19 protein-coding genes are annotated in these 24546 nt (G+C 74.4%); 10 read left to right on the top strand and 9 right to left on the bottom strand.

Annotation, left to right across the window (positions count from 1 at the left end; all coding sequences use genetic code 11):
• The first annotated feature begins 11 nt into the window (after positions 1-11).
• Positions 12-743 (top strand): YggS family pyridoxal phosphate-dependent enzyme, encoded by a 732-nt coding sequence (locus tag ACYVAP_RS12245; protein ID WP_137771467.1) that lies wholly within the window; start codon positions 12-14, stop codon positions 741-743.
• Positions 744-770: 27 nt separating this feature from the next.
• On the opposite strand, the gene ACYVAP_RS12240 is transcribed toward ACYVAP_RS12245, so the two are convergent.
• Complete coding sequence (locus ACYVAP_RS12240; protein ID WP_137771466.1) at positions 771-1862, bottom strand: ROK family transcriptional regulator; 1092 nt, start codon at positions 1860-1862, stop codon at positions 771-773.
• A gap of 152 nt (positions 1863-2014) precedes the next feature.
• Here ACYVAP_RS12240 and ACYVAP_RS12235 point away from each other — a divergent pair, with 152 nt between their 5' ends.
• From ACYVAP_RS12235 to cls, 3 genes are all read left to right on the top strand, one after another.
• Positions 2015-3364 (top strand): MFS transporter, encoded by a 1350-nt coding sequence (locus tag ACYVAP_RS12235; RefSeq protein WP_498860832.1) that lies wholly within the window; start codon positions 2015-2017, stop codon positions 3362-3364.
• A 156-nt stretch (positions 3365-3520) separates the two neighbouring features.
• Complete coding sequence (locus ACYVAP_RS12230; RefSeq protein WP_498860831.1) at positions 3521-4450, top strand: Bax inhibitor-1/YccA family protein; 930 nt, start codon at positions 3521-3523, stop codon at positions 4448-4450.
• 75 nt (positions 4451-4525) lie between these two features.
• On the top strand, positions 4526-6013 hold the full coding sequence (gene cls / locus ACYVAP_RS12225) for a phospholipase D-like domain-containing protein (RefSeq protein WP_498860830.1): 1488 nt from the start codon (positions 4526-4528) through the stop codon (positions 6011-6013).
• A 1-nt stretch (position 6014) separates the two neighbouring features.
• On the opposite strand, the gene ACYVAP_RS12220 is transcribed toward cls, so the two are convergent.
• The gene (locus tag ACYVAP_RS12220) at positions 6015-6821 is read right to left on the bottom strand and encodes a hypothetical protein (RefSeq protein ID WP_498860829.1); all 807 of its coding nucleotides are present in this window, start codon (positions 6819-6821) and stop codon (positions 6015-6017) included.
• A 36-nt stretch (positions 6822-6857) separates the two neighbouring features.
• Complete coding sequence (locus ACYVAP_RS12215) at positions 6858-7778, bottom strand: hypothetical protein (RefSeq protein WP_498860828.1); 921 nt, start codon at positions 7776-7778, stop codon at positions 6858-6860.
• Between the two features lie 152 nt (positions 7779-7930).
• On the opposite strand from ACYVAP_RS12215, the gene thiD reads away from it, so the two are divergent.
• Positions 7931-8809, top strand: coding sequence for a bifunctional hydroxymethylpyrimidine kinase/phosphomethylpyrimidine kinase (gene thiD, locus ACYVAP_RS12210; protein WP_498860827.1), 879 nt, complete (start codon positions 7931-7933; stop codon positions 8807-8809).
• Between the two features lie 24 nt (positions 8810-8833).
• Here thiD and ACYVAP_RS12205 read toward each other — a convergent pair whose 3' ends face one another.
• Positions 8834-10066, bottom strand: a complete 1233-nt coding sequence (locus ACYVAP_RS12205) for a glycoside hydrolase family 3 protein (protein WP_498860826.1) — start codon at positions 10064-10066, stop codon at positions 8834-8836.
• A gap of 62 nt (positions 10067-10128) precedes the next feature.
• Between ACYVAP_RS12205 and ACYVAP_RS12200 the strand changes: the two genes are divergently transcribed.
• The 4 genes from ACYVAP_RS12200 to ACYVAP_RS12185 all read left to right on the top strand — a co-directional run bounded on the left by ACYVAP_RS12200 (position 10129) and on the right by ACYVAP_RS12185 (position 15153).
• A complete protein-coding gene (locus tag ACYVAP_RS12200; RefSeq protein WP_498860825.1) occupies positions 10129-10740 on the top strand; it encodes a hypothetical protein in 612 nt (203 codons plus the stop codon).
• Positions 10737-12899 carry a prolyl oligopeptidase family serine peptidase gene (locus ACYVAP_RS12195; RefSeq protein ID WP_498860824.1) on the top strand — a complete coding sequence of 721 codons (2163 nt, stop codon included), beginning with the start codon at positions 10737-10739 and terminating at the stop codon, positions 12897-12899. The genes ACYVAP_RS12200 and ACYVAP_RS12195 overlap by 4 nt, the downstream gene beginning before the upstream one ends.
• On the top strand, positions 12896-14263 hold the full coding sequence (locus tag ACYVAP_RS12190; protein WP_498860823.1) for an alpha/beta hydrolase: 1368 nt from the start codon (positions 12896-12898) through the stop codon (positions 14261-14263). Before ACYVAP_RS12195 ends, ACYVAP_RS12190 begins: the two co-directional genes overlap by 4 nt.
• Before the next feature lie 77 nt (positions 14264-14340).
• On the top strand, positions 14341-15153 hold the full coding sequence (locus ACYVAP_RS12185; RefSeq protein ID WP_498860822.1) for a hypothetical protein: 813 nt from the start codon (positions 14341-14343) through the stop codon (positions 15151-15153).
• A gap of 16 nt (positions 15154-15169) precedes the next feature.
• On the opposite strand, the gene ACYVAP_RS12180 is transcribed toward ACYVAP_RS12185, so the two are convergent.
• Both ACYVAP_RS12180 and ACYVAP_RS12175 read right to left on the bottom strand, forming a co-directional pair.
• Entirely contained in the window at positions 15170-16642 is a 1473-nt protein-coding gene (locus tag ACYVAP_RS12180) for a DUF2079 domain-containing protein (RefSeq protein WP_498860821.1), read from the bottom strand.
• Positions 16643-16685: 43 nt separating this feature from the next.
• Positions 16686-18275: an aspartate:alanine exchanger family transporter gene (locus ACYVAP_RS12175; RefSeq protein WP_498860820.1), complete on the bottom strand. Its 1590-nt coding sequence runs from the start codon at positions 18273-18275 to the stop codon at positions 16686-16688.
• A 232-nt stretch (positions 18276-18507) separates the two neighbouring features.
• Between ACYVAP_RS12175 and ACYVAP_RS12170 the strand changes: the two genes are divergently transcribed.
• Positions 18508-21234 carry a S8 family serine peptidase gene (locus ACYVAP_RS12170; RefSeq protein WP_498860819.1) on the top strand — a complete coding sequence of 909 codons (2727 nt, stop codon included), beginning with the start codon at positions 18508-18510 and terminating at the stop codon, positions 21232-21234.
• Positions 21235-21315: 81 nt separating this feature from the next.
• Here ACYVAP_RS12170 and ACYVAP_RS12165 read toward each other — a convergent pair whose 3' ends face one another.
• The 3 genes from ACYVAP_RS12165 to ACYVAP_RS12155 form a co-directional block, all read right to left on the bottom strand.
• On the bottom strand, positions 21316-22548 hold the full coding sequence (locus ACYVAP_RS12165) for a sialidase family protein (protein WP_498860818.1): 1233 nt from the start codon (positions 22546-22548) through the stop codon (positions 21316-21318).
• A 64-nt stretch (positions 22549-22612) separates the two neighbouring features.
• Positions 22613-23791 (bottom strand): hypothetical protein, encoded by a 1179-nt coding sequence (locus tag ACYVAP_RS12160; protein ID WP_498860817.1) that lies wholly within the window; start codon positions 23789-23791, stop codon positions 22613-22615.
• A 51-nt stretch (positions 23792-23842) separates the two neighbouring features.
• On the bottom strand, positions 23843-24526 hold the full coding sequence (locus ACYVAP_RS12155) for an N-acetylmannosamine-6-phosphate 2-epimerase (protein ID WP_498860816.1): 684 nt from the start codon (positions 24524-24526) through the stop codon (positions 23843-23845).
• Positions 24527-24546 lie beyond the last annotated feature (20 nt).

Raw genomic sequence — 24546 nt, 5'->3', positions numbered from 1 at the left:
CGGACGGAGCCATGAGCACCTCCCCGCCTGCCCCCTCTCTCGCCGAGCGCCTCGACGCGGTGCTCGGGCGGATCGACGCCGCCGCGGAGCGCAGCGGGCGGGACGCGTCGGCGATCACCCTGCTGCTCGCGACGAAGACCCGCACCCCGGCGGAGGTCGCCGAGGCGGTCGCGCTCGTCCGCGAGCGGGGCCGGCGCCTCGCCGTGGGGGAGAACCGCGCCCAGGAGATCGCGAAGCACGCGGACCCGCTGCTCGCGGGCAACGGCGTGCCGCGGCACTTCATCGGCCGCCTGCAGACGAACAAGGCACGGGACGTCATCGCCTTCGCGGAGCTCGTCCACAGCGCGGACCGCGACGACATCGTCGACGCCCTCGAGCGCCGCGCCGAGCTCGCCGGCACCTCGCGGGACGTGCTCGTGCAGGTCAACACCTCCGGCGAGGAGTCCAAGGGTGGGTACGCGCCGAGCCTCGAGGCGCTCGCCCCGGTCGTGGACCGGCTCGGGTCGAGCGACTGGCTGCACCCCGTGGGGCTCATGACGATCGGCGCGAACACGAGCGAGGAGTCGCAGGTGCGGGCCTCGCTGCGGTCGCTGCGGGAGCTGCGGGACGCCCTCGCCGCCCGCCCCGGCGCCCCGGCGCTGCCGGAGCTGTCCATGGGGATGAGCGGGGACCTCGAGATCGCCGTCGAGGAGGGCGCGACGATCGTCCGCGTCGGCTCGGCGATCTTCGGCGCCCGCGCCTGAGCGCCCCGCGTCGCGACGGCGCGCGGATCAGCCGGCGCCGACGAGCGCCTGCGGGATCCCGTACTCGTGCTCGAGCACCTCGCACGCGGCGCCCACCGCGATGAGGTCGGTGCCCCGCGTGGAGAGCATGACCTCCACGTGCTGCCAGGGCTCCCCGTGCAGCCCCGCCTCGAGCACCTCGCGGATCGCGTCCATCGTGCGGCCGTGATGCGCGTGGACGGTGCGGCCGCCGAGCACGATCCGGTCCACGTCCACGAGCCGCACGAGATCCAGCACGATGCTCGCGATGATCCGGGCGGCGAGCGCGTCGTCGCCCGCGGCGAGGGCGGCCTGGTGCTCGGCCTGCGCGCAGCCGCGGCGACCGCAGGTGCACGGCTCGCCGTCGAGGCGCACGACCGTGTGGCCCACCTCGCCGGCGTGGGAGTGGGCGCCGCGCACGATCCGCCCGTCGAGGCAGAGCGCCGCGCCGAGGCCGTCCTCGACGAGCAGCAGGGCGGCGTCGCGCAGCAGTCCGGGCTGGGACCAGGTCTCGCCCACGAGGGCGGCGCGCGAGTCGTGGTCCAGGAGCACGGGGAGGTCGAGCTCCGCGGCGAGCAGCGCCCGCAGCGGGGCGCCGCGCCAGGGATCGGGCCAGGAGGTGCCGCGGTAGACGCCGTCGGCCGCGTCGACCGGGCCGGGCATGCCGAGGCCCACGCCGACGAGCTCCCCGTCGCCGTGCCCGGCGAGCTCGCGCGCCTGGGCGGCGAGGGTCGCGACGAGCTCGGGGACGGGCTGCAGCCGGCCGATCTCGAGCTCGCGGCGGGCGATGATCTCGCCGGAGAGGTCGGCGACGACGCCGTGCAGGCGGGAGCGGGTCAGGTGCAGTCCGATCGCGCGGCGGGAGCCGGGCTCCATGCGGTACAGGGTCGTGGGCTTGCCGGGGCCGGCGATCACGGTGCCGGCCTCCGCGACCAGGCCGCGGCCCATGAGGCGGCCCAGGATCTTGGAGATGGCCTGGGGCGTGACCTGCAGCGCGGCGGCGAGCTCGGCGCGGGAGACGGGCTCGCCGCGGCGTGCGACGGCGAGCACGGCGGCATCGTGCGCGCCCGCCACGCGGTCGAGAGCGCCCGGGGATCCCATCGCGCCATCGTCGCACGGGACGTGATCTGGGTCAGGTCCGCCCGGGAGTTCGGCCCCGACCCCTTGACGTATCGCAACAGCGTTTGCTTATTCTGGTGCCGGGTCGATGGAGCCCGTCCCTGCACGTACTCCCCGCAAAGGTCGAACGCCTCATGACCACCATCGACGACCAGACCGGCACCGCCGTCACCCGATCCGCCGAGCCCAGCACCAGGACCGGCGTCCACGCCGCCCTCACCCCCGCCCGCCGCCGCCTCGCGCTCCTCGCGATCGCCCTCGGCGGCTTCGGGATCGGCGGCTCCGAGTTCGTCTCCATGGGCCTGCTGCCCGGGATCGCGGACTCCCTCCTCCCGGGCCTCATGGCCACCGACCCCGAGCGCGGCATCGCCCACGCCGGCGTCGCCATCTCCGCCTACGCCCTCGGCGTCGTCGTCGGCGCCCCCGTGCTGGCCCTGCTCTCCGTGCGCTGGAGCCGCACCTCGATGATCGTCGCCATGGCGGGAGCCCTCGCCGTGGGCACCCTGCTCTCCGGCATCATGCCGACCTTCGAGCTCACCGTCGCCGCGCGCTTCCTCGCCGGCATCCCGCACGGCGCCTACTTCGGCGTCGCCTCCCTGCTCGCCGCCTCCCTCATGGGCCCCGGCAACCAGGGCAAGGGCGTCGCCTTCGCGCTCTCCGGCCTCACCGTCGCGAACCTCGCGGGCGTCCCCGTGCTCACCGCCGTCGGACAGGCCCTCGGCTGGCGCGCGGTGTACCTGCTGCTGACCCTCGTCTTCGTGCTCACCGTCGTCGCGCTCCTGCGCACCGTCCCGCGCGAGGCCAGGGTCGAGGGCCGACGCATGGTCGACGAGCTCGCCGCCCTGCGCCGCCTCCAGCTCTGGATCATCATCGGCATCGCCGCGATCGGCTTCGCGGGCGCCTTCGCCGTCTTCAGCTACATCGCGGACATCACCACGCGCGTCACCGGCGCCCCCGCGGCCGCCGTGCCGTGGGTGCTCGTCGCCGCGGGCCTCGGCATGACCATCGGCAACCTCGTGGGCGGTGCCGGCACGGACCGCTCCCTCGAGAAGACGCTGCTCATCGGCTTCCCGCTCTACATCGCCTCGCTCGTGGGCCTGTTCCTCGTCGCGCACACCTCGCTCACCGCGCTGATCGTGGGCTTCTTCCTCGTGAACCTCACGAACTCCGTGCTGAACCCCGCCATGCAGACCTGGCTGATCCGCGTGGCGCGCCGCTCCGAGGTGCTCGGCGCCTCCCTGAACCACGCCGCGTTCAACGTCGCCAACGCCCTCGGCGCCGCGCTCGGCGGTGCGGTCATCGCGGCGGGCTTCGGCTACCAGGCGCCGATGGTCGTCTCGATCGTGCTCTCCGTGCTCGGCTTCGTCATGGTCTCCGGGACGCTCGTCGCGCTCCGGGTGCGCGCCCGCCGCACCCTCCGGACCCTCCGCGAGAACGAGCTGCCCGTGACCGGCTCGATCCCCGCGGTCGCCGTCGACGCCTGAGACCCCTCGGGGGTTCGCTCCGGGCGGAGCCCGCACCCAGCCACGGTGCGGGAATGCCCGATAGAGTGGGCGCGTCGGCATTGTCGGGACGCTGGAGAACGGCACCTCGCGACCGGCACCGGCCCGCCACGACGTCCATCTGAGGAGCCCTCGCCCATGGCACGCCACAACATCATCCTCGGCCAGGACAAGGCCGTGCGGAACGCGTCCTCCGCGCCGCAGTTCGGCCAGTCCTCGCAGCAGAGCGCCTACGCCCAGCCCGACTCCCGCACCCAGTGGTCCTCCGGCTTCGGCCCGCAGGCCTCCCAGGCCCCGCAGTTCGGCGGCGGGCAGCAGGAGGACCTCGAGGCGATCTACGCCCGTCCCTCCGCGACCGGCCACGACACCGGCCGGATGACCATGCGGGACGCCCTGAACGCGATCACCGCGACCCTCGGCGTCATCGTCGTCATCGGCTTCGTCGTCGCGATCACCCCGGCGCTCCTGAGCGCGACCGGCGGCTCCGCCGGTGCGCAGGCGGGCCTCGCGATCACCGGCGTCGCGACCGCGATCGGCGCGATCGGCGGCCTCGTGCTCGGCCTCGTCAACGCCTTCAAGCGCGAGCCCTCCGCGATCCTCGTGCTGCTCTACGCCGTGGCGGAGGGCCTCCTGCTGGGCGGCATCTCCGGGACCATGGAGTACTACTACCCCGGCATCGCGCTGCAGGCCGTGGTCGGCACCCTCGCCGTCGCGGTCACCGTGCTGCTCCTCTTCCGCGCGGGCATCCTGCGCACCTCGCCCACGCTCACGAAGATCTTCGCGGTCGCGATGATCGCGTACCTGCTCTTCGGTCTCGTGAACATCGGCTACCTGCTCTTCACCGGGCAGAGCCTCCGCGACGGCGTGCTCGGCCTCGTCATCGGCGGCCTCGCCGTGTGCATGGCCTCCTACTCGCTCGTCATGGACTTCGAGGACGTCCAGCGCGCCGCCAACGCGGGCGTCGCCCGGAAGTACGCCTGGCGCTGCGCCTTCGGCCTCGCCGCGACCCTCGTGTGGCTCTACATCGAGATCCTGCGCATCCTCGCGATCCTGCGCGGCAACGACTGAGCCGGCGCTTTCCGTAGGCTGAGCGGCGGGTCCCCGGAACCGGGGGCCCGCCGCTCCGTCGTGAAGGGAGTGCCCGTGCAGGGTCTCTGGCAGTGGATCACCGAGCACGGCGTCGTCGTGGGCACCTACGCCCTGCTCGTCGTCGACATCGTCCTGCGCCTCGCAGCGCTCGTGGTGGTGCCCCGCAACCGGCGCCCCGGCTCCGCGCTCGCCTGGCTGCTCGCGATCATGGTGCTGCCGATCGTGGGCTTCCCGCTGTACCTCCTGCTCGGCAAGGCCCAGCTGCCCCGCGCCCGCCGCGAGAAGCAGCAGCAGGTCAACCGCCTCATGCGGGTGCGGGCCCAGGGCATCCCGGACAGCGAGCTCGACGAGGACAGCCCCAGCTGGCTGCAGTCCGCCGTGCGCCTGAACCGCGAGCTCGGCGCGTTCCCGCTCGTCGGCAACAACGACGTGGAGCTCGAGATCGACTACGAGACCTCCCTCGCCCGCATGGCCGCGGACATCCGCACCGCCCGCGAGGACGTCCACGTGCTCTTCTACACGATGGGGCTCGACGAGGTCACCGCCGACTTCTTCGGCGCCCTCGGCGAGGTCGCCGACCGCGGCGTCACCGTGCGCGTGCTCTACGACCACTGGGGCTCGGTGAGCCACCGCCGCGAGTACAAGGCCATGCGCCGCTTCCTCGACGCCCACGGCATCGCCCACTTCCCGATGATGCCCATGCGCCCCTTCCGCGACGGCGCCTTCCAGCGGCCGGACCTGCGCAACCACCGCAAGCTCCTCGTCATCGACGGCGCCCGCGGCTGGATGGGCAGCCAGAACCTCATCGCCTCCCACTACGACAAGCCCGCGAACATCCGCCGAGGCCTGCACTGGCAGGAGACCATGGCCCGGCTGCGCGGGCCGATCGTCTCGGAGCTCAACCTGCTCTTCGGCATCGACTGGTACTTCGAGTCCGACGAGGTGCTCGAGGACGAGGAGCTCGTGCGCCAGGCACCGGACACCTCCGGCACCTACGAGTGCCAGCTCGTGCCGAGCGGGCCGGGCTTCGTGCTCGAGAACAACCTGCTGCTGTTCAACCAGCTCTTCTACTCCGCGCGCCACCGCATCTGCGCCGTGAGCCCGTACTTCGTCCCCGACGAGTCGATGCTCGCCGCCCTCACGACGGCCGCGAAGCGCGGCGTCGAGGTCGAGCTGTTCGTCTCCGAGATCGGGGACCAGTTCCTCGTCTTCCACGCCCAGCGCTCGTACTACACGTCGCTGCTCGAGGCGGGGGTGCGGATCCACCTCTACCGGGCGCCCACGATCCTCCACGCCAAGCACGTGACGATCGACGACTCGGTGAGCGTCATCGGCTCCTCCAACATGGACATCCGCTCGTTCCTGCTGGACATGGAGAGCTCGATGATGGTGGGCGGCTCCGACTTCATCGAGCGCATGCGCGAGGTGGAGGACGTCTACCGCTCCCGCAGCCGGGAGCTGACCCTCGAGGAGTGGAAGAAGCGGCCGGCACCCATGATGCTGCTGGACAACCTCTGCCGTCTCGCCTCCTCGGTGGTCTGAATCAGCCGGAGAGGCCGGTGAGGGAGTCGTACGCGGTGTTCTGCGCCTCCTCGTGCTCGGTGACGCCGACGGCGACGTCGGAGATGAAGGCGGAGGGACCCTCGGGCGTGCTGATGACGGCGACCATGATCCGCGTGCCGTCGGTCTTCTCGAGCTTGTCCTGGCCGAAGTGCAGCACCCCGGTGGTGCGGTAGCCGGACATGCCCGCCACGGTCACCGGCTCGGTCACCTGGTCCTGCACGGAGCGTCCCGAGGTGCCGTCCCAGATGGCGCTGTTGGAGACGAGGCACGCGAAGATGCGCTCCGCGGCGTCGCGGTCCCCGGGGTACTCGACCCCCGGCTGCCACTCGACCTCGCCGACCGCGACGGTGGAGTACCAGGTGCCCTCGACCTTCGCCGCTGCCCGGGACGCGTCGGTCACGAAGTTCGCCTGGGTGGTGTCGGTGCGGTCGTCGAAGCCCTTCGGGGGGATCATCTCGAGGCCGCCGCCGCGCAGCTTGCCCGAGGGATTCTTCGAGCTGCGGGCCTGGTCGGGGGACCAGCACCGCTCCTCCTCCGCGGCGCTGGTCGCCTCCGTGGTCTGCTCGGTGCTCGCGCTCGCCGATTCGGTGGTCGCCGTCGCGCTCGCCGTCGGGTCACCGCCGCCGGAGCCGGGACGCAGCACGAGATAGCCGACGGTCGCCCCGACGATCAGCAGGAACACGACCGCGAAGGCGAGGCCGCCGATGAGCAGCGGCATGCCGCGGCCGCCGCCGGGTCGCTGGGGCCCGGTGCCGGGGCTCGTCGTGGTGCTCGGTCCGGTGTGCATCGATGCTCCTGAAGGGCGGTCCGGTGGGGCGGGTCGTCAGCCGACGACCTCGAGGCTCGCGATGATGTCCTCGAGGTTCTGGACGTGGTCGGGGTGGTCGGCGGCGACGTCGGAGGCGAGGGCGCTGGGACCGTCCGGGGTCTCCACCACGATCGAGGTGACGATCGAGGCGCTCGTGCTGCTGAACTGGTCCTGGTCCTCGAAGTGGTACGTGGCCTGCACGATCCACGCCGGCTGGCCGTCCACGGTCGTCGGCTCGGAGCGGTGGTCGGTGACCTCGGGGTTCTCCCCGAAGCCCACGAGCACGCCGGAGGTCGTCGCGTAGCACTGGAAGATCGTCACGGCGGCCTGCTCGAGGCCGGGGTAGCCGCCCTCGTCCTCGGTGAACTCGACCTTGCCGAGGTTGACGACGCTGTACCAGGAGCCCTCGACGTTGCGGCCCTGGGAGCCGACCTCGGACATGTAGGGCAGCGAGCTCTCGCTCCACGGGTAGTCCCAGCCCTCGGGGGGCGTGTACTGGAGGTTCCCCCCGCGCACCGTCCCCGGATCGGCGGCGGCGGCCGGCGCGTACTCCGGCATCGTGCAGTCCGTGGTGGGCGCCTGGGTGAAGATCGGGGGCGGCGGGGCGAGGGACGGGTCCTCCTCGTTGGGGACGTACTCCTCGTGGCCCTCGGCGCTGCGCGACGCGGTCGAGGAGGCGACGGTGCGCTCCTCGTCGTCGAGGCCGCGGAACACGGTCTGGGACAGCACGAGCGCCCCCACGGCGAGCAGCACGAGCGCGGAGCCGATCACGGAGAGCACGAGCACGAGGGTGCGGCGCCGCGCGCCCTCGGTGGGGCCGACGGGATCGTCGACGCCGTGCTCGTAGTCGGGGAGCCCGTCGGGGCCCGACCCGACGAAGTCGGGCAGCCCGGAGGCGGAGCCCGTGCCGGTGCCCTGATCCTGCGTCGGCGACATCCCGCCTCCCCTCACCCCTGGTCCGGCGGTCCCGATCGTGCCGCCCGGGGGCGATTCTCGCACGGGCGCGCGCGGTGCACGGCGAGCGCACGCCCATCGGGTCACCAGGACCCGCCGCTAGACTCCCCGCCAGCGAACGAACGGAGAACCCCATGCGCCCGCCCCTCGTCCTCACCGTCGCCGGGTCCGACGCCGCCGGCGCCGCCGGCGTCCAGGCGGACCTCAAGACCTTCACCGCCCTCGGCGTCTACGGGGCCAGCGCGATCACGCTCGTCACCTCCGTGGCCGGACACGGACCGCGCGGCACGCACCCGCTGCCCCCTGATGTCGTGCGCTCCCAGATCGACGAGGTGGTCCGCGACCTCCACGTGGACGTCCTGAAGATCGGTGCGCTCGGCACCGCCGCGATCGTCCAGACGGTCGCGGACGCCGTGCGCACGCACCGCGACCGGTTCGGGCCGATCGTGCTGGACCCGGTGATGATCGCCTCCGACGGCGCCCCGCTGATCTCCGCCGAGGGGGCCGATGCGCTCCGCTCGGAGCTCGTGCCGCTCGCGACCGTGCTCACCCCGAACCTCGCCGAGGCGGCGCAGCTGCTGGGCCGCCCGCAGGCGACGACGATCGAGGAGATGCGCGAGCAGGCCCTCGCCCTGCAGGGGCTCGGCCCGCAGGCCGTCGTCATGAGCGGCGGGCTGCTGCCCGCGGAGGACGACGCCGTCGACGTCGTGGTCCATCCCGGCGGCACGGACCTGCTGCGCGCCGAGCGCGAGGCGGGCCGGCACGTCGCCGGCGCGGGGGCGACCTACTCGGCCGCGATCGCCGCGCAGCTCGCACGGATCGCGGACTTCGACCGGGCCGGGGAGCTCGAGGAGATCGGCGAGGAGGGCGAGGACGACGACCTCGCGACCATCATCGCGACCGCCCGCGAGTTCGTCGCGAGCGCGACCGCGCACGCCGCGGACTGGGAGATCACCCGCTCCGCGCAGGTGCGCCGGCCGCTGAACCACCTCATCACCCTCGACAAGAGCTGACCGCCCCCTGGGCGGCGCGGGTGATCAGGAGCCCAGCAGGCCTCGCTTCTCCTTGAGCGCGAGCATCCGTCCCGCGGACTCCCGCACCCGGGCCGCCTGCTCGGGCGACTCCTGCGCCCAGGCGGCGATCGCCTCCGCGAGCTCGGCGGCGATCGACGGGTCCGCGGTGAGGACGACGTCGCCGCCCGCGGCCAGCAGGCGGGTCGCGCGCTCCGCGACGGGGACGTCCGCGACGGCCTTCGCGGCGCCGATGTCGTCGGTGACCACGAGGCCGTCGAAGCCGAGGCTCCCGCGCAGCAGGTCCGTCACCACGGCGGAGGAGAACATCGCGGCGTTGTCCGGGTCGATCCGCGGGTAGACGGCGGAGGCGAGCATGACGGCGTCCGCGCCGGCCGAGATGCCCTCCGCGAAGGAGTCGAGGAACGGGTCCTCCGCGCTCGTGGTGGTGTCCTCGATGCCCTCGGCGGAGAAGTCGGTGTTCTCCCGCACCCGGCCCAGGCCCGGGAAGTGCTTGAGGGAGGCGCCCACCCCCTGCGCGTCGAGCGCCTCGACGGCCGCGCGCACGCACGCGCCCACCTGCTCCGGGTCCGTGCCGAAGCCGCGGTCCAGCGCGCCGACGGGCCCGTTGTCCTCGCCGAGCTGGGGGTCGACGACGTCCGCGACGGGGGAGAGGGCCAGCGGGATGCGGCGCGCGGCGAGGTCCTCGCCGATGCTCGTGTAAGCCTCCGTGACCGCCTCCGCCCCCTCCTCGCCGAGCCGGGCGGCGGAGGAGGTGCGACGGGCGGCGCTCCCGCGCAGCATGCGCACCTGCCCGCCCTCCTGGTCCACGGCGAGCAGCGGGGGGAGGTCCTCGCGGCCGCCGTCGAGGGCGGCGTCGACGACCTCGTCCACGGCGTCGGCGGACTCCCACACGCCGAGCAGGAAGAAGCCGCCCACGGGATGCTCCTCGAGCAGCTCCGGGTCGATCGAGGTGCCCGTGCGCACGCCCACCATGACGAGCTGGGCGGCGAGGTCGTCCTCGGAGAGATCCTCGAGCAGCAGCTCCGCGGCGCTCGGCGGGGCGGGGGTCGTGGGCTCCGCGGTGGCCGCGCCGTCCGAGGCGCCGCCGCCGTCGGACGCGGAGCCGTCGGAGACGCCCCCGTCGGACGTCCCGCCGTCGGCGGTTCCGTCGGAGCCGCCGCCCGCGGTGCACGCGGCGAGGGCGGGCGGCAGGGAGAGCGCGAGGGCGAGGGCACGGCGGCGGGGGAGGGAGGACATGACCTCGAGTGTTCCACGGCTCCCCGTGACCGGGGACACGGGCGGGACCGTAGTCTGGCCCCATGCAGGACCTCCCCGTCACGATCCCCCCGCAGGAGCACGCCCAGGTCGCCGCGATCGAGCGCGCCACCGGCACCCCGCTCGCCGAGTGGACCGCGCGCCTGGACGCCGCCGGCGCGCGCGAGCTGGGCCACCGGGAGATCGCCCGGCTGCTCGTGGACCGCCACGGCGTCGAGGAGTGGTGGGCGCAGGGCGTGGCCGTCGCCTACGAGCAGGTCGTGGGGCTGCGCGTCGTGGGGCAGACCTGCGAGGGCGACTTCGCCGTCTCCGCCTCCCGCACCGTCCCCGGGGACAGGGACGCGGTGCTCGCCGCGTGGAGCGCCTTCATGACCCCCGAGCGCCGCGAGGACCTCCGGCTCGAGGAGCCCGCGATCAGCGAGACCGCGCGCTGGCGCTACTGGCGCGCCTCCGGGCTCGACGGCTCGCGCGCCTCGATCAACATCTGCGCCAAGGACGAGCAGCGCGGCCGCCTCCGCTGCACCCTCGCCGTCGCCCACAAGGGCATGGAGGACGCCGACCAGCGTGAGGCCTGGAAGGCCGCCTGGAAGCAGACCCTCACCGACTTCACCGACAGCCTCGACGCCACCACGGACACCACGCAGGAGCAGCGATGAGCACCACCCCCACCCCGTCCCTGCCCGCGCCGGACGGCTCCTCCGACCCGCACCTGTGGCTCGAGGACGTCACCGGCGAGAAGGCCCTGGACTGGGTACGCGAGCACAACGCGCGCGCCGAGGCGGAGCTCGACGCGGTCACCGGCCCGGACGGCGCGCCGCTCGCCGCGACCCTCCAGCGGGAGATCCTCGAGATCCTCGACGCGAGCGACCGCATCCCCGGCGTCACTCACCGTGGCGGCCACCTCTACAACGTGTGGACCGACGCCGAGCATGAGCGCGGCCTGTGGCGCCGCACGACGCTCGAGTCCTACCGCACCGAGGAGCCCGAATGGGAGGTGCTGATCGACGTCGACGCGCTCAACGAGGCCGAGGGCGAGGACTGGGTGTGGCACGGCGCCCGCCTGCTGCGTCCCGCCCCCGGGCAGCCCTACCGGCGCGCCCTCGTGGACCTCTCCCACGGCGGCTCCGACGCGGACACGACCCGCGAGTTCGACCTCGAGACCCTCACCTTCGTGCCCGCCGCCGAGGGCGGCTTCGAGCGCCCCGAGGCGAAGGGCAGCCTCGCCTGGATCGACGAGGACACCGTCTGGGCGTCCACCGACTTCGGCGAGGGCACGCTCACCAGCTCCGGCTACGCCCGGCAGGCGCGGATCTGGCGCCGCGGCACCCCGCTCGCCGAGGCCGAGCTCGTGCTCGAGGCCGCGGAGTCCGACCTCGCGGCCTTCGCCTCCCACGACTCCACCCCCGGCTGGGAGCGCGACTGGGTGCTGCAGGCCCACGCCTTCTACGACCAGACCCTCCACCTCGTCGAGGGGATCGGGACCGAGGACGGCGTGCGGCTCACGACGATCGACGTGCCGCGGGACCTCGAGGCGAACGCCCACCGCGACCTCGGCGTCTTCTCCCCGCGCAGCGACTGGACCGTGGGGGAGCAGGTGTTCCCCGCCGGCTCCCTCGTGGTCGGCGACTTCGCCTCCTTCCTCGACGGGGAGCCGGACCTCCACCTGCTCTTCGAGCCCACGGACTCCACCTCCCTCGACGGCATGACCATCACCCGCAGCACGATCGTGCTCTCGATCCTCGAGGACGTCGTGCACCGGCTCGAGGTCCACCACCGCGACGAGGACGGCGCGTGGATCAGCCAGGACCTCTACCCCGAGCTGCGCGGCGCGCTCGGAGTCGCCGCCTTCGACGCGGACGAGGACGACCGCGTCTGGATCACCGTCACCGACTTCGTGGAGCCCACGACCCTGCTGCTCGGCGACCTCTCCGAGGTGCCCCATGGCGGCGCCCCCGGCGAGCTCGAGACGATCAAGCGCGCCCCGGCCCGCTTCGACGCGGAGGGCATGGACGTCACCCAGCACTTCACGACGAGCGAGGACGGCACCCGCGTGCCGTACTTCGAGATCTCGCCGCGCGGCGCCGAGGAGGCCGCCGAGGCCGGCACCCCCGTGCCCACCCTGCTCTACGGCTACGGCGGCTTCGAGATCTCCCTGACCCCGAGCTACGTCGGCCCGATCGGGAAGGCCTGGATCGAGCGCGGCGGCCGCTACGTCATCGCGAACATCCGCGGCGGCGGCGAGTACGGCCCCCGCTGGCACCAGGCGGCGCTCACCGAGCACCGCCACCGCGCCTACGAGGACTTCGCCGCCGTCGCGAAGGACCTCGTGGAGCGCGGTGTCACGGACCGCGAGCACCTCGCGGTGCGCGGCGGCTCCAACGGCGGGCTGCTCACCGGCAACATGCTCACCCGCTACCCCGAGCTGATCGGCGCCGTGGTGATCCAGGTGCCGCTGCTGGACATGAAGCGCTACTCGCACCTGCTCGCGGGCGCCTCCTGGATGGCCGAGTACGGCGACCCGGACACCGAGGACTGGGAGTTCGTGCGCACCTTCAGCCCGTACCACCTGCTCGCGGAGGGGGTCGAGTACCCGCCGTCCTTCGTGCTCACCTCGACCCGGGACGACCGCGTGCACCCCGGGCACGCGCGCAAGCTCACGGCGGCGCTCGAGTCCCTCGGGGCGGACGTCCGCTCCTTCGAGAACATCGAGGGAGGACACGGCGGCGCGGCCACGAACGAGCAGGCCGCACGGATGAACGCCCTGCTCTACAGCTTCCTGTGGAGCACGATCGGGCGGGACGAGCGCACCGCGTGAGGTCCGTCGAGCTCTTCGAGCGCTCCGCGCAGGACGACCTGCTGCTGCTGCGCGGGGACGTCATGACGGTGCTGCGGGAGATCTCGGGGGTGGACCCGCGGCTGTTCCCGCTGCGGTACGCCCGGCGCACGCCGCGGCATCCGCGGCCCCAGGACCTCGAGGCCGCGCGCCGCGCCGGGGTCGCCGCCCCGCAGGTGCCGCTGCTGCTGATCCCCGACGGGCCCGGCCGCGCCTCGGTGCTGCCCTACGACCGCCTGCGCCGCACCCTCAGCGACCGCGGCATGGACGTCATCATGATGGAGCACCGCGGGGTGGGGCTCTCGCGGCAGGACGGCGCGGGCCGCGACCTGCCGCGCCACGGCATGCGCCTGACGGAGGTGCTCGCGGATCTCGTCGCCGTCCTCGACCACGCGCACGTGCCGGAGGCGGCCGTCTACGGCGCCGGCTACGGCGGCCATCTCGCGCTCGCCCTCGCCGCGCACCATCCGGAGCGCGTGGCCTCCCTGGTGCTGGACTCCCCGCTCATCACCCCGGACGACGAGGCCGCGGGCCGGGACGCGCTGCGCGCCGCCTACTGGGACGGGACGGTCCCGGCGACCTCCTCCACGGCGTCGGTGCTGCGGCGGCTCGTGGAGGAGGGGCAGGTGGAGGGCCGGCACGCGGGAGCGGTGGTGCTCGCGGTGCACGAGCACGGCGGGCCCGCCGCGGTGCGCGACCTCGTGGACCTCCTCGCACTCGGCCGCGGCCGCCTCACCTGGAGCAGCGTGCGCCAGGTGCTCGCCCAGGACTGGCTGCAGTCCACCCCGTACGTCGACGAGCACGACCTCGTCGCCCCGATCGCGCACACCGAGCTCGGATACGGGCACCATGCCGACGGCGGCCCGCTGGACCCGCTGGGCCTCGCCGCCTCGCAGGGCCACGGGGTCCCGCCCTTCGCCGGGGAGCCCTGGGACATGCCCCGCCTCGCCGCGGGGATCACGACGCCGACGCTCGTGCTCGCGGGGGAGCGGGACCTCGTGCGGCCCCCGCACCTCTCGCGTGCGCTCGCCGCGGCGATGCCGGAGGCGGCGATGCTCGAGGTGCCGGGCGCGGGCCACGTGCTGCTCGAGTCGCGCACGCCGCTCGCGCAGGTCGCCGCCCGCTGGGCCGTGAGCGGGGCGCAGATGGAGCTGCCCCGCCTCACCCGGTCGCTCGCGGCGCTCCCCGCGACGCCCGCGGACCAGACCCTCGCGGGCGGCCTCCGGCTCGCGCTCGCCGCGGAGCGGTACTCGCCGTGGCGCCTGCGCGTGGAGTCCGCGCGCACACGGCGGCACGAGGCGGCGGTGGATCCGACGGCCCGGCGCAGCCGCTCCGTGAAGCTCTGAGACCGCGCCGGACCGCACCGGCGTGACCTGCACGGACCCTGGTGTCGGGGTCCGGAATCTCCCGATACCCTGTGCGCATGCGCCGTCGAGCCACCGGGATCCGCAGCTCCCTCCCCCTGCCGCCGCGCCGCCGCACGCCCGTGCTCGCGGCCGCCTCGTGCCTCGTCCTCGTGGGCGGGCTCACGGGTCTCGGACTCGCCGGCATGGGACCGCTCGGCGCCCTCGGCGGATCCTCCGCACAGGACGACGCCGGCAGCGCCGTGGCCTCGACGCCGCCCTCCGCGTCGCCGAGCGCCTCGCCGTCCGCCTCGGAGGAGCCGACGGTCGCACCCCCGAGCACGGAGCAGCCGACGACCGAGCAGCCCGCGACCGAGGCGCCCGTGACCGAGGCGCCGACGACGGACGCGCCCGCGGTCGAGGAGCCCATCGCCCGCGAGACCGCGGCCGAGGGCACGACCCCCGTCGAGCCGGCGACCACGTCCTCGACGCGAGGCAGCACGACGCGCGGCACCGGCGGGGACCACGGATCCTCGGGGTCGGGGTCGGGGTCGGGGTCGAGCGGCGGATCCTCCTCGGGCGGGACGGGGTCGTCCGGTGGGAAGGGCGGCTCCGGCGGCAGCGGCACCGGCGGGTCGAGCACCCCGTCGGAGTCGGAGGAGCCCGCGAGCCCCTCGCCCTCCGACCCCGCCGATCCCGAGCCCACGACGCCGGACCCCACGGTGCCCGATCCCGATGACGGCACGCCGACCGGCGGCGCCCCGGGCGAGGGGACGCCGTCGGAGGGGACCGGCGATCCGGGAGGGCCGGGCGGGGGGACGTCCTCCGGCTCCGCCTCGCCGGTCACCGATCCCGCCGCGAGGACGGGCGCCGGGACGGGCGCGGAGGGCTGAGCCCCCCGTCCGGCGCTCAGGAGCGGCAGGCCACCACGAAGCCGCCGTCGTCCGAGGTCACGGAGTAGGTCGCCCCGTACTGCTCGTGCGCCCAGGCGGCGACGTCGGAGGGCGGGGCGCCGCTCCAGGAGAAGGCCTGCTCGTCCACGAGCACGCACTGCGGGACCCGCCGGTTCGGCCCGTGCACCCACTGCACGTCGTGGTCCGGGACCGCACGGGCGAGCAGGGTGATGTCGGAGGCGACGACGGCGCCCTCGGGCAGCGCGTCCAGGGCGCGCTCGGCCGCGGGGAGCCGCGGGCTCTCCTGCCAGGCGGAGGGACGCAGCACGTCCACGAGCGGCAGTGCCCCGCCCAGGGTCGCCGTCACCGCGAGGGACACACCGATCGCGAGGCCGCGCACCACGGCGCCGGGCCGGGCCGCGGAGGTCCCCGTCCAGTCGCCCGCGCGGCCCGTGCGGCGGTCGCCGAGCGCGTCGAGCAGCGCCGCGATCACGACCGGCATGAGGATCGCGCTGTAGTGCCAGGTCCAGTCCCAGTAGAACTCGACCGTGCCGGTGAAGCGCCAGGCGAGCGTGGGCAGCACGAGCACCAGGAGCGGCGAGCGCAGCCCCACCATCCCCGCCAGCGCGAGCAGCATGAGCACCACCTGCCACTTCGAGGCGGGGGTGAACACGTCGAAGACGGACCCGAGGTTGCCCGTGTAGTCGTAGCGCCCGCCCACGTTCAGCAGCGGCAGGATCACGAAGGTCGAGAGCACGAACCAGGCGAGCCCCCAGGCGGCGAGGCCGAGGCCCCAGCGCCGTCCCTCGGTGCGTGACCGCTCCTCGGCGCGTGACCGCTCCTCCGTGTGCGACCGCCATGCGATGACGAGCCCCAGCATCAGCACCGTGAGCCCCAGGTCCTCCTTGACCAGGACGAGCGCCCCGCCCCACAGCGCCGCCGCCCGCAGCCGCCCGCCTAGCAGGGCCGTGAGGGACAGGGCCAGCAGCGGCACCCCGAAGGCGATCTCGTGGAACTGCACGGCCGCCGCGGCCTGCAGCCCCCAGGACAGCGCGTAGGCGAGGCCCACGAGGGTGCCGGGGAGCGTGCCCAGGCGGTCGATCGCGAGCCGCGCGAGAGGGATCGCGGAGGCGCCCAGCAGCAGCGCCTGCGTCCACAGCAGCGCCGCGCCCGAGGGCCACACCCACCACACGGGGGCGAGCAGCACGAGGATCGGATGGAAGTGGTCGCCCAGCAGGTTCGCGCCGTCCCCCTTGATCGGCACGATCGGGGCGGAGAACGTGCCGTAGTCCTTCGCGAGCTGGGTGAAGATCCCCAGGTCCCAGGACGGCGCGTCGAGCGAGCGCCACTGCTGCACGCCCAGCAGCCCGTAGCCGAGCGCCGCGATCAGGGCGATCAGCGGCGGCACGAGCCCCCGCGCCGTGAGCAGGCTCCGCACCGGGCGGGGACCGGCGGCGACGGGGCGGGGCGGGTCGGCGGCGAGGGTCACGGCACGAGCGTAGCGGGAGCGGGACGGCGGGCCCCGGGCCGGCTCACAGGAGCACGATCGCCTGCACCACCAGGATCTTCACGACCATGCCGACGGCGAAGAGGGCGGAGTAGCCGGTCTCCGCGCGCTCGTCGTCCGTGAGCGACTGGACGTGGCCCAGCAGCACCGGCTGGCCCACGAAGCCGGCCATCGCGCCGAGCGTGCGCGGAGTGGACATGCCGAGCCGCCGGCCCAGCTCCCGCAGGGCGAGCACCGACGCGGCCGTGAGCACCGCGGCGAGCAGGGCGATCTGCAGGCCCGTGAGGCTGAAGGCGGTCGCCGCGAAGGAGTGGCCGCTCGCGAGGCCCACGCAGGCGAGGAAGAGCACGAGCCCCAGCTGCCGGATCGTGAGGTTCGCGGCGTTCGGCATCGTCCACACGAGCCGGCCCGTCCGCTCGATCCGGCCCAGCACGAGGCCCACGACGAGCGGACCGGCGGCCGCGCCGAGCGCGACGGAGGCCCCGCCGCCGAGCGGGACCGCGACGAGCCCCGCGAGCACGCCGAGGGCGATGCCGAGGCCCGCGCTCGTCCAGTCCACCTCGGTGATGCGCCGCTCGCTGTCCCCGAACAGGGCGGAGATCTCGCCCATCCGCTCGCGCGGCACGACCACGCGCACCCGGTCGCCGAGGTGCAGCGGCATGTCCGGCACGGCGAGCAGGTCCCGGTCCCCGCGGCGCACGCGGGTGATGATCCCGCCGAACCGCGAGGGGATCCGCAGCTGGGCGACGGTGCGTCCGGCGATCTGCGGGTCGGAGACCACCCAGCGGCGGTAGTCGACGACGGAGCGGTCGTCCGCGAGGTGCTCGGGGACCACGTGCCCCAGGGCCTCCGCAGCGAGCCGCACGGCCTCCGGCACCCCGACGAGCAGCAGGCGGTCGCCCACCTCGAGCGAGTCCTCCGGCCGGGCGACGCGCACGGCGCCGCCGCGCAGCAGGTAGGACATGCGCACCTGGCCGCCCGCGAGGCCCGTCGTCGCGGCGATGCCCGGGATCTCCCGCACCGTCATCGCCCGCTCGACCTCGACGGTCACGGTGAGCAGTCCCGCCGCGGAGGACGGCGCCGGGTCCCGGTGCCCCCGCAGCGGGCGGTGCGCGACGGCGGAGAGCACGAGCAGGGAGACGACGACCCCGACGGGGTACCCGATCGCGAAGCCGATCGCCGGCTGCGGGGAGCCGCCGGTCGCCGCGGTCGCCGTGTCGAGCGCAGGGGAGGCGGTGGTCATCCCCGCGAACATGCCGCCGATCGCCCCGGCGTCGAGGCCCAGGAGACGCACCGCGGCGAGGCTCGCGGCGCCCACGAGCACGAGCAGCACCGTCGCCCCGAGCACGAGCCGGGTCTGGGTGCGCAGGTCCCGGAACACGGTCGCGCCCGCGGCGAGACCCGTCGTGTAGACGAACAGGGCGAGGCCGAGGGCCTGCAGCAGCTCGAGCCCCTCGCCCAGGCGCGGGTCGAGCGCGCCGACGGCGAGGCCCACGAACAGCGCGCCCGCCGCTCCGAAGCGCACGGGCCCCAGCCGCACCGATCCGAGGGCCGAGCCCGCCGCCATGACGAGGAGCAGGACGAGCAGCGGGGAGGCGGCGAGGAGGTCCAGCATGCGACGAGCCTAGAACGAGGGGACCGTGACGCCGCAGGTCAGGGCGTGACGTGATCGGAACGTCACCGTGTCGTCCCGGTCACGGCCGCATAACGGTTTGCAGCACGGGGGCGGTTCCGGCCCCGTGACGCGGCGCACATGGTCGAATGCCGCCAGCGGTGCGCCCCGGGAACGGTCCCGGAGGCGCGCGAGCGCGGTGCACCGCCCATCCCCACCCCGGAGGTCCTCCTCGATGTCCGTCAGATCCACGCCGCCCTCACCCTCCTCGCCGCCGTCGTCCCCGCGCCGGCACCTCCCGCGGGCACGCGGGCTCCTCGCCGGGACCGCCGGCGCCGCCCTCGTCGCCGGGCTGCTCACCGCCCCCGCCGCCCTCGCCGCCCCCGCGGACCTCGACCCCCTGGGCTCCGCCTCGGAGCTCGGCGTCGACGTCCCCGTCCAGGACGACCTCCTCGACGGCGCCGCCGAGGCGATCCCCGGCCGCTGGCTCGTGCAGGTCTCCGGCGACCCCGCCCTCCAGGGCGGCAGCGCGGGCACCAACCGCACCACGCAGAAGAAGGTCGAGGACTCGGCCGAGGCCGCCGCGGTCCCCTTCACCGTGGAGCGCTCCTTCACCGGCGGCTGGAACGGCATGTCGGTCTCCATGGACGACGCCGACGTCGCCGCCCTCCGCCAGGTCCCCGGCGTCGAGGCCGTCTTCCCGGTGCTCGCCGTCGAGGCCCCGCGGCCCGCCGACGCCGCCCCCGAGGACGAGTACGGCAACGCGATGACCGGGGCGGACACGCTCCAGCAGGTCGACGGCCTCACCGGCGACGGCGTGAAGGTCGCCGTCATCGACTCCGGCATCGACTACAACAACCCCGACCTCGGAGGCGCCGGGACGGACGACGAGACCGCCGACTTCCCCGGCGATCGCGTGATCGGCGGCTACGACTACGTGGGCGACGACTACGACTCCTCGACCGCGGGCAGCACCCCGCAGCCCGATGCGTACCCCGACGACTGCGGCGGCCACGGCACCCATGTCGCCGGCATCATCGGCGCCGACGGCGAGGTCACCGGGGTGGCGCCCGAGGCGGACCTCCTCGCGTACCGGATCTTCGGCTGCGACGGCACGAGCGACACCGACGTGATCCTCGCGGCGATGGAGCAGGCTCGGGCCGACGGCGCCGACGTGGTCAACATGTCCCTCGGCGCCTCGTTCATGACCTGGCAGGACTACCCGACGGCGCAGCTCGCCGACTCCCTCGTCGCCTCCGGCACGACCGTCGTGATCTCCGCCGGCAACTCCGGCACCTCCGGCACCTTCTCGAGCGGCGCCCCGGGCGTGGCCTCCGACGCGATCACCGTCGCCTCCGTGGACAGCACCCACCGCCGCTCGCCCTTCGCGACCGCCGCCGGTGCCGACCGCGGCTACGCGGCCGCCGAGGGCGCCGTCGCCCCTCCCACCTCCGGTGAGCTCACGCTCGTCGCGGCGGGCGAGGCCGGCACCGACGCCGCGCTCGCGTGCGACCCCGCCGCCGTCCCCGCGGCGACGGGCGAGGGCCAGGCGCTGCTCGTCTCGCGCGGCACCTGCAGCTTCCGCGAGAAGGCGCTCGCCGGCGAGGCCGCCGGCTACGACGCCGTGATCCTCCACAACAACGCCCCCGGCTCCCTCTCGCCGACGGTCGAGGGCGACCCCGCCCTCACGATCCCCGTGGTCATGGCCTCGCAGGCGGACGGCCTCGCCCTCCAGGAGGCACTCGCCGCCGGCCCGGTCACCTGGGCCTGGCAGGAGGGCACCACGGTGCTCGAGAACGAGACCGCCGGCCTCGTCTCCGACTTCTCCTCCTACGGCCTGACCGCGGAGCTGGAGCTCAAGCCCGACATCGCCGCCCCCGGCGGCTCCATCTGGTCCACGCTCCCGCTCGAGGAGGGCGGACACGGCTCCATGTCCGGCACCTCGATGGCCGCTCCGCACGTCGCGGGCGCCGCCGCGCTGCTGCTCGAGAAGTCCCCGGAGCTCACCCCGGCGCAGGTCAAGTCCGCGATGATGAACACCGCCGACCCGCTGACCTGGTCCCTCGCCCCGGACCAGGGCTACCTCGAGCCCGTCCACCGCCAGGGCGCGGGCCTGCTCGACCTCGTCTCCGCCGCGCATGCGACGACCAGTGTCGCGGAGCCGTCGATCTCCCTCGGCGAGGGCGAGGACGGTCCCCGCACCGTGACCATCACGGTCGCGAACGACGCCGACGAGGACCGCACCTACGACGTCGGCGTCCGCCACGGCGTCGCCACCGGCGCCCCGACCTCGGACCCGGAGTTCTACGCCGCCGAGGGGATCGCGGAGCCCTCCGCGAGCACCGTCACCGTCCCCGCCCACGGCAGCGCCGACGTCGAGGTGACCCTCGGCGAGGACTTCGGCGAGGACGGCATCATCTACGGCGGCTGGGTGACGCTGACCGGCACCGACGAGGACCTCGTGGTCCCCTTCGCGGGTCTCTCCGGCGACTACCAGGCGCTCACCGTGCTCGACGACGCCGGGGCCGGCCTGCCCGCGCTCGGCGTCTCCGACGGCGAGGGGAACGTGGACCTCGATCCCGACGGCGGCCACACGTACACGATGCAGGACGGCGACGTCCCCTACCTCGCGTACTCCCTCGCCTACCCGGCGGAGCGCTTCGAGGTCCGCGCCTACGAGGTGAAGAAGAACGGGAAGCTGAAGATCGTGAACCCGTCCGTCGGCCACGTCGCCGCGGAGGACCACCTCGGTCGCACCGAGTCCCCCGAGGTCTGGGCCTGGGACGGCAGCTACGCGCTGAAGAACGAGAAGTCCAAGACCGTGAAGAACGGCGACTACCTGCTCGAGCTGCGGGTGCTCAAGCCGCTCGGCGACGCCTCGGACCCCTCGGACTGGGAGACCTCCACGTCCCCGACGTTCACCATCGCGAACCCGACGCCCGGCAAGCCCGGGGCGCACTGACGCGCTGACGCGCTGACGCAGGAACGGGCGGCGATCCCCTCGGGGGTCGCCGCCCGCTCCTTGTCCGGAGGGCGGATCAGGTCAGCGTGAGAGGATCCAGTCCATGTCGAGGCGCGCGACGCTGATCGCCGAGCCCACCCCCTCGTAGGCGAGCAGGAACTCGTCCCGGCCCACCGCGATGATCACCGAGTACCCGCAGTCGCCGGGGGCGAAGACCCGCTTCCGGGTCCAGGTGGCGCCGTCGTCCGTGGAGACCTCGATCGTGCCGTTCGCCCGCGTGCTCGGCACGTGCTCCGCATGCGAGAACAGCAGCACCTTGGCCTTGGCGGAGCCTCGCGGCGCCTCCGGGTAGGCGCGGGTGAGCTGCGCGTTGTTGCCCGGGTCCACGAGGGACGGATCCCGGTGGAGGTCCTCCCAGGTCTCGCCGCCGTCATGGCTGAGGGCGATCCAGCGTCGACCCGTGCGCACGTGCTCGCGAGAGTTCATGAGCAGCGTGCCGTCGGAGAGCTCCGCGACCTTGTTCTCGTCCATCTGCGTGCCCACGGGCTCGCCCATGGTCCAGGTCTCGCCGTGGTCGTCCGAGAACACCGAGTAGGCGCTGACGACCTCGGAGCCGTCCGCGGCGCGGAAGAAGCCCGCGTACTGCTGCACGAGCCGTCCCGCGTGCGGTCCGTAGCGCAGCTGCACGCCCGCACCCGAGGAGGCGAAGGTCGCGCGGCAGGAGTCGGGCTTGACGACCTCGGTCACCGAGCGGAGCTCCCACGTGCGGCCGTCGTCCACGCTCACCGAGACGGCGGCGCTGAGCACCTGGCGGTCCGCGTCATCGTTCCCGTACGCGCTGTTCCACACGCCCGTGTCCTTCGAGAACACGTGGAAGCAGAAGATCGTGCCGGTCGCGGTGTCCACGACGTAGGAGGGGTCGGAGTAGCCGAGCTTCTGCCCGGGCGCGGTGGCCTCGAGGCCCGCCACGACCACCGTGGGCTCCTCCCAGGTGCGGCCGCCGTCCCGCGAGCGGCGCTGCCAGATCGAGTTCGGCGCCGGGGCGTCTCCCTCGACGGGACGCTTGTCGAAGGCGGCGAGGAGGTCGCCGTTGGGCGCGACGGCGAGCGCGGGGATGCGGAAGTTCTTCACGCCCCAGTCGCCGGGGCCGGCGAGGGGCTGCTCCTCGTAGCTGCCCTGGCGGGTGCCCTCGTCCTTCGCGGGCGGGAGCGCGGCGGCCCCGGGCCGGGCGGAGGCACCGGAGGCGGTGGCGCCGAGGGCGGTCAGTGCGGCGGCGGTGCCGATCAGGCCGCGGCGGGTCATGCGGGGATCCATCGGGTTCTCTCCTTCATCGGGGTCCTTCTTCCTGGTTGCACCCTCGGATCGCGCGGGTGCGCGGTCAGGGGGCGAGTGCATCCCGCACGTCCCCCACGAGGACGGGCGCATGGGCGGCACCGGCGTTCGCCTGGTGGCCGAGCAGTCGCACCGGTGCGCCGCCGTCCTGCGTGATCCGCAGGTCGGAGAGGGCGCAGCCGGTGAGGTACCAGACGTCGGCGAGCAGGCCCCGCGCGGTGACGTCCGTGTACCAGAGGGTGTTGGCGCTGAAGGTGGGCGGCAGCACGCCCTCGAGCACGACCCCGGAGCCGGGGTCGCGGAGGGTGCCGCCGATCGGCAGCTCGAGGTGCCGCGTCCAGCGGCGGGCGGCGCCCGCGCTCGCATGGTTGAGGGTGCAGCCCGTGACGGAGCCGTGCCCCCAGTTGTCCTTCGAGGCCTCGCCGAAGGGGCCCGGGGCGGCGATCGAGTAGAGGGCGCCGTGGCAGCCGACGATCACGGTGCCCGTGAGGGTCCAGTTCCCCGAGGAGCACCACACCCCGAGCCGGCAGCTGGTGAGGACGCTCGAGGCGAGCAGCGAGTACTCGCTACGGTCCGCCGCGGAGAGCCCGATCGTGCAGGCCTCGAAGCGGCAGCCGGTGATCTGCAGGCCGTAGGAGAAGACGTCGTCCCCGGCGTCCCCGGTCGCGGCGATCCCCGCGCCCCGCCAGCCCACGAGGTCGCAGTCGGTCACGCGGAGGTTGCGCGCGCGGTGGGAGCGGATCGCGGTGTGCGCGGTCTCGAGCGGCACGTCGATCTCCGCGAGCGCGCCCTCGGCGTCGAGACCGGTCACACCGTGCAGGCGCAGCCCGCGCAGGGTGACGTCGGCGGCGCGATCGAGGGCGAACAGCCCGTGCTCCCGCGAGGAGGGGACGAGCACCGCGCCGTTGCCCTCCACGAGGGTCCCGCTCGGCAGGGCGACCGCCGCCGGGAGCTCGTAGCGGGCCCCGGCCTCGAGCTGCACCTGCGGCGTCGCGGCGAGCACCGCCGCCCAGTCGTCGCCCGGGTGCAGCACGGGCAGGCCGGTGGTGGCCGGCTCGGCGTGGGCGGCCGGGAGCCCGGCGCCCGGGGCGAACGAGGCGGCGAGCCCCAGGCCCGCCGCCCCCAGCCCGGCGAGCATCGCCGAGCGCGGGACGGCCCGGTGCAGGCGGGCGGTGTGCGGGTGACCGGACTGCCGGGGTCGTCGGGGATGGTCCTGCTCGGTCATGGCTGCTCCGTTCGTCGTCGATCGGATGGCGGGGTCGGGCGGGGCGGCGGCTCAGGCGCCGGTGACCGCCTCGCGGAACCAGGTGGTGATGCTGGAGGGGTGGGTGATGGCGGTGCCGACGACGACGGCGCCGGCACCGGCGTCACGGGCGGCGGCGGCCTGGGCGGGGGTGTGGACGCGGCCCTCGGCGACGAGGAGGGCGGTGTCGGGGAGGCGGGCCGCGAGCTCGGAGATCAGGGGGAGGTCGGGGCCGACGGTGCTGTCGCGGGCGGGGGTGTAGCCGGCGAGGGTGGTGCCGATGATGTCGATGCCGAGGTCGGCGGCGTGGAGGGCGGAGTCGACGCTGTCGCAGTCGGCCATGATGGGGCCGTCGAAGCGGGAGCGGATCTCCTGGATGGTCTGGTCGAGGGTGCGGCCGTCGGGGCGGGGGCGGTTCGTGGCGTCGAGGGCGAGGATGTCGGCTCCGGCGACGATGACGGCGAGGGCGTGGTCGAGGGTGGGGGTGATGAACACGCCGTCCTCGCCGTCCTTCCAGATGCCGATGACGGGGACGGTGACGGCGGCCTTGACCTGGCGGATGTCCTCGAGGCCCTGGGCGCGGACGGCGGTGGCGCCGCCGTTCTGGACGGAGGCGGCGATCTGGGCCATGGTGCGGGGGTCGCGCATCGGCTCGCCGGGGTAGGCCTGGCAGGAGACGATGAGGGTGCCCGCGAGCGGGGCGACGAGGGGATGCATGGGAGCTCCTTCTCGGGAGG

It is taken from the genome of Brachybacterium horti (assembly GCF_054777615.1).
This window is presented reverse-complemented; position numbering and strand designations above follow the sequence as displayed.

What these genes read in the sequence shown, in the direction of transcription:
- ACYVAP_RS12245 (WP_137771467.1), top strand. Translation starts at nt 12, where the DNA reads ATGAGCACCTCCCCGCCTGCCCCCTCTCTCGCCGAGCGCCTCGACGCG.
- ACYVAP_RS12240 (WP_137771466.1), bottom strand. Translation starts at nt 1,862, where the DNA reads ATGGGATCCCCGGGCGCTCTCGACCGCGTGGCGGGCGCGCACGATGCC.
- ACYVAP_RS12235 (WP_498860832.1), top strand. Translation starts at nt 2,015, where the DNA reads ATGACCACCATCGACGACCAGACCGGCACCGCCGTCACCCGATCCGCC.
- ACYVAP_RS12230 (WP_498860831.1), top strand. Translation starts at nt 3,521, where the DNA reads ATGGCACGCCACAACATCATCCTCGGCCAGGACAAGGCCGTGCGGAAC.
- ACYVAP_RS12220 (WP_498860829.1), bottom strand. Translation starts at nt 6,821, where the DNA reads ATGCACACCGGACCGAGCACCACGACGAGCCCCGGCACCGGGCCCCAG.
- ACYVAP_RS12215 (WP_498860828.1), bottom strand. Translation starts at nt 7,778, where the DNA reads ATGTCGCCGACGCAGGATCAGGGCACCGGCACGGGCTCCGCCTCCGGG.
- thiD (WP_498860827.1), top strand. Translation starts at nt 7,931, where the DNA reads ATGCGCCCGCCCCTCGTCCTCACCGTCGCCGGGTCCGACGCCGCCGGC.
- ACYVAP_RS12205 (WP_498860826.1), bottom strand. Translation starts at nt 10,066, where the DNA reads ATGTCCTCCCTCCCCCGCCGCCGTGCCCTCGCCCTCGCGCTCTCCCTG.
- ACYVAP_RS12200 (WP_498860825.1), top strand. Translation starts at nt 10,129, where the DNA reads ATGCAGGACCTCCCCGTCACGATCCCCCCGCAGGAGCACGCCCAGGTC.
- ACYVAP_RS12195 (WP_498860824.1), top strand. Translation starts at nt 10,737, where the DNA reads ATGAGCACCACCCCCACCCCGTCCCTGCCCGCGCCGGACGGCTCCTCC.
- ACYVAP_RS12185 (WP_498860822.1), top strand. Translation starts at nt 14,341, where the DNA reads ATGCGCCGTCGAGCCACCGGGATCCGCAGCTCCCTCCCCCTGCCGCCG.
- ACYVAP_RS12175 (WP_498860820.1), bottom strand. Translation starts at nt 18,275, where the DNA reads ATGCTGGACCTCCTCGCCGCCTCCCCGCTGCTCGTCCTGCTCCTCGTC.
- ACYVAP_RS12170 (WP_498860819.1), top strand. Translation starts at nt 18,508, where the DNA reads ATGTCCGTCAGATCCACGCCGCCCTCACCCTCCTCGCCGCCGTCGTCC.
- ACYVAP_RS12165 (WP_498860818.1), bottom strand. Translation starts at nt 22,548, where the DNA reads ATGGATCCCCGCATGACCCGCCGCGGCCTGATCGGCACCGCCGCCGCA.
- ACYVAP_RS12160 (WP_498860817.1), bottom strand. Translation starts at nt 23,791, where the DNA reads ATGACCGAGCAGGACCATCCCCGACGACCCCGGCAGTCCGGTCACCCG.
- ACYVAP_RS12155 (WP_498860816.1), bottom strand. Translation starts at nt 24,526, where the DNA reads ATGCATCCCCTCGTCGCCCCGCTCGCGGGCACCCTCATCGTCTCCTGC.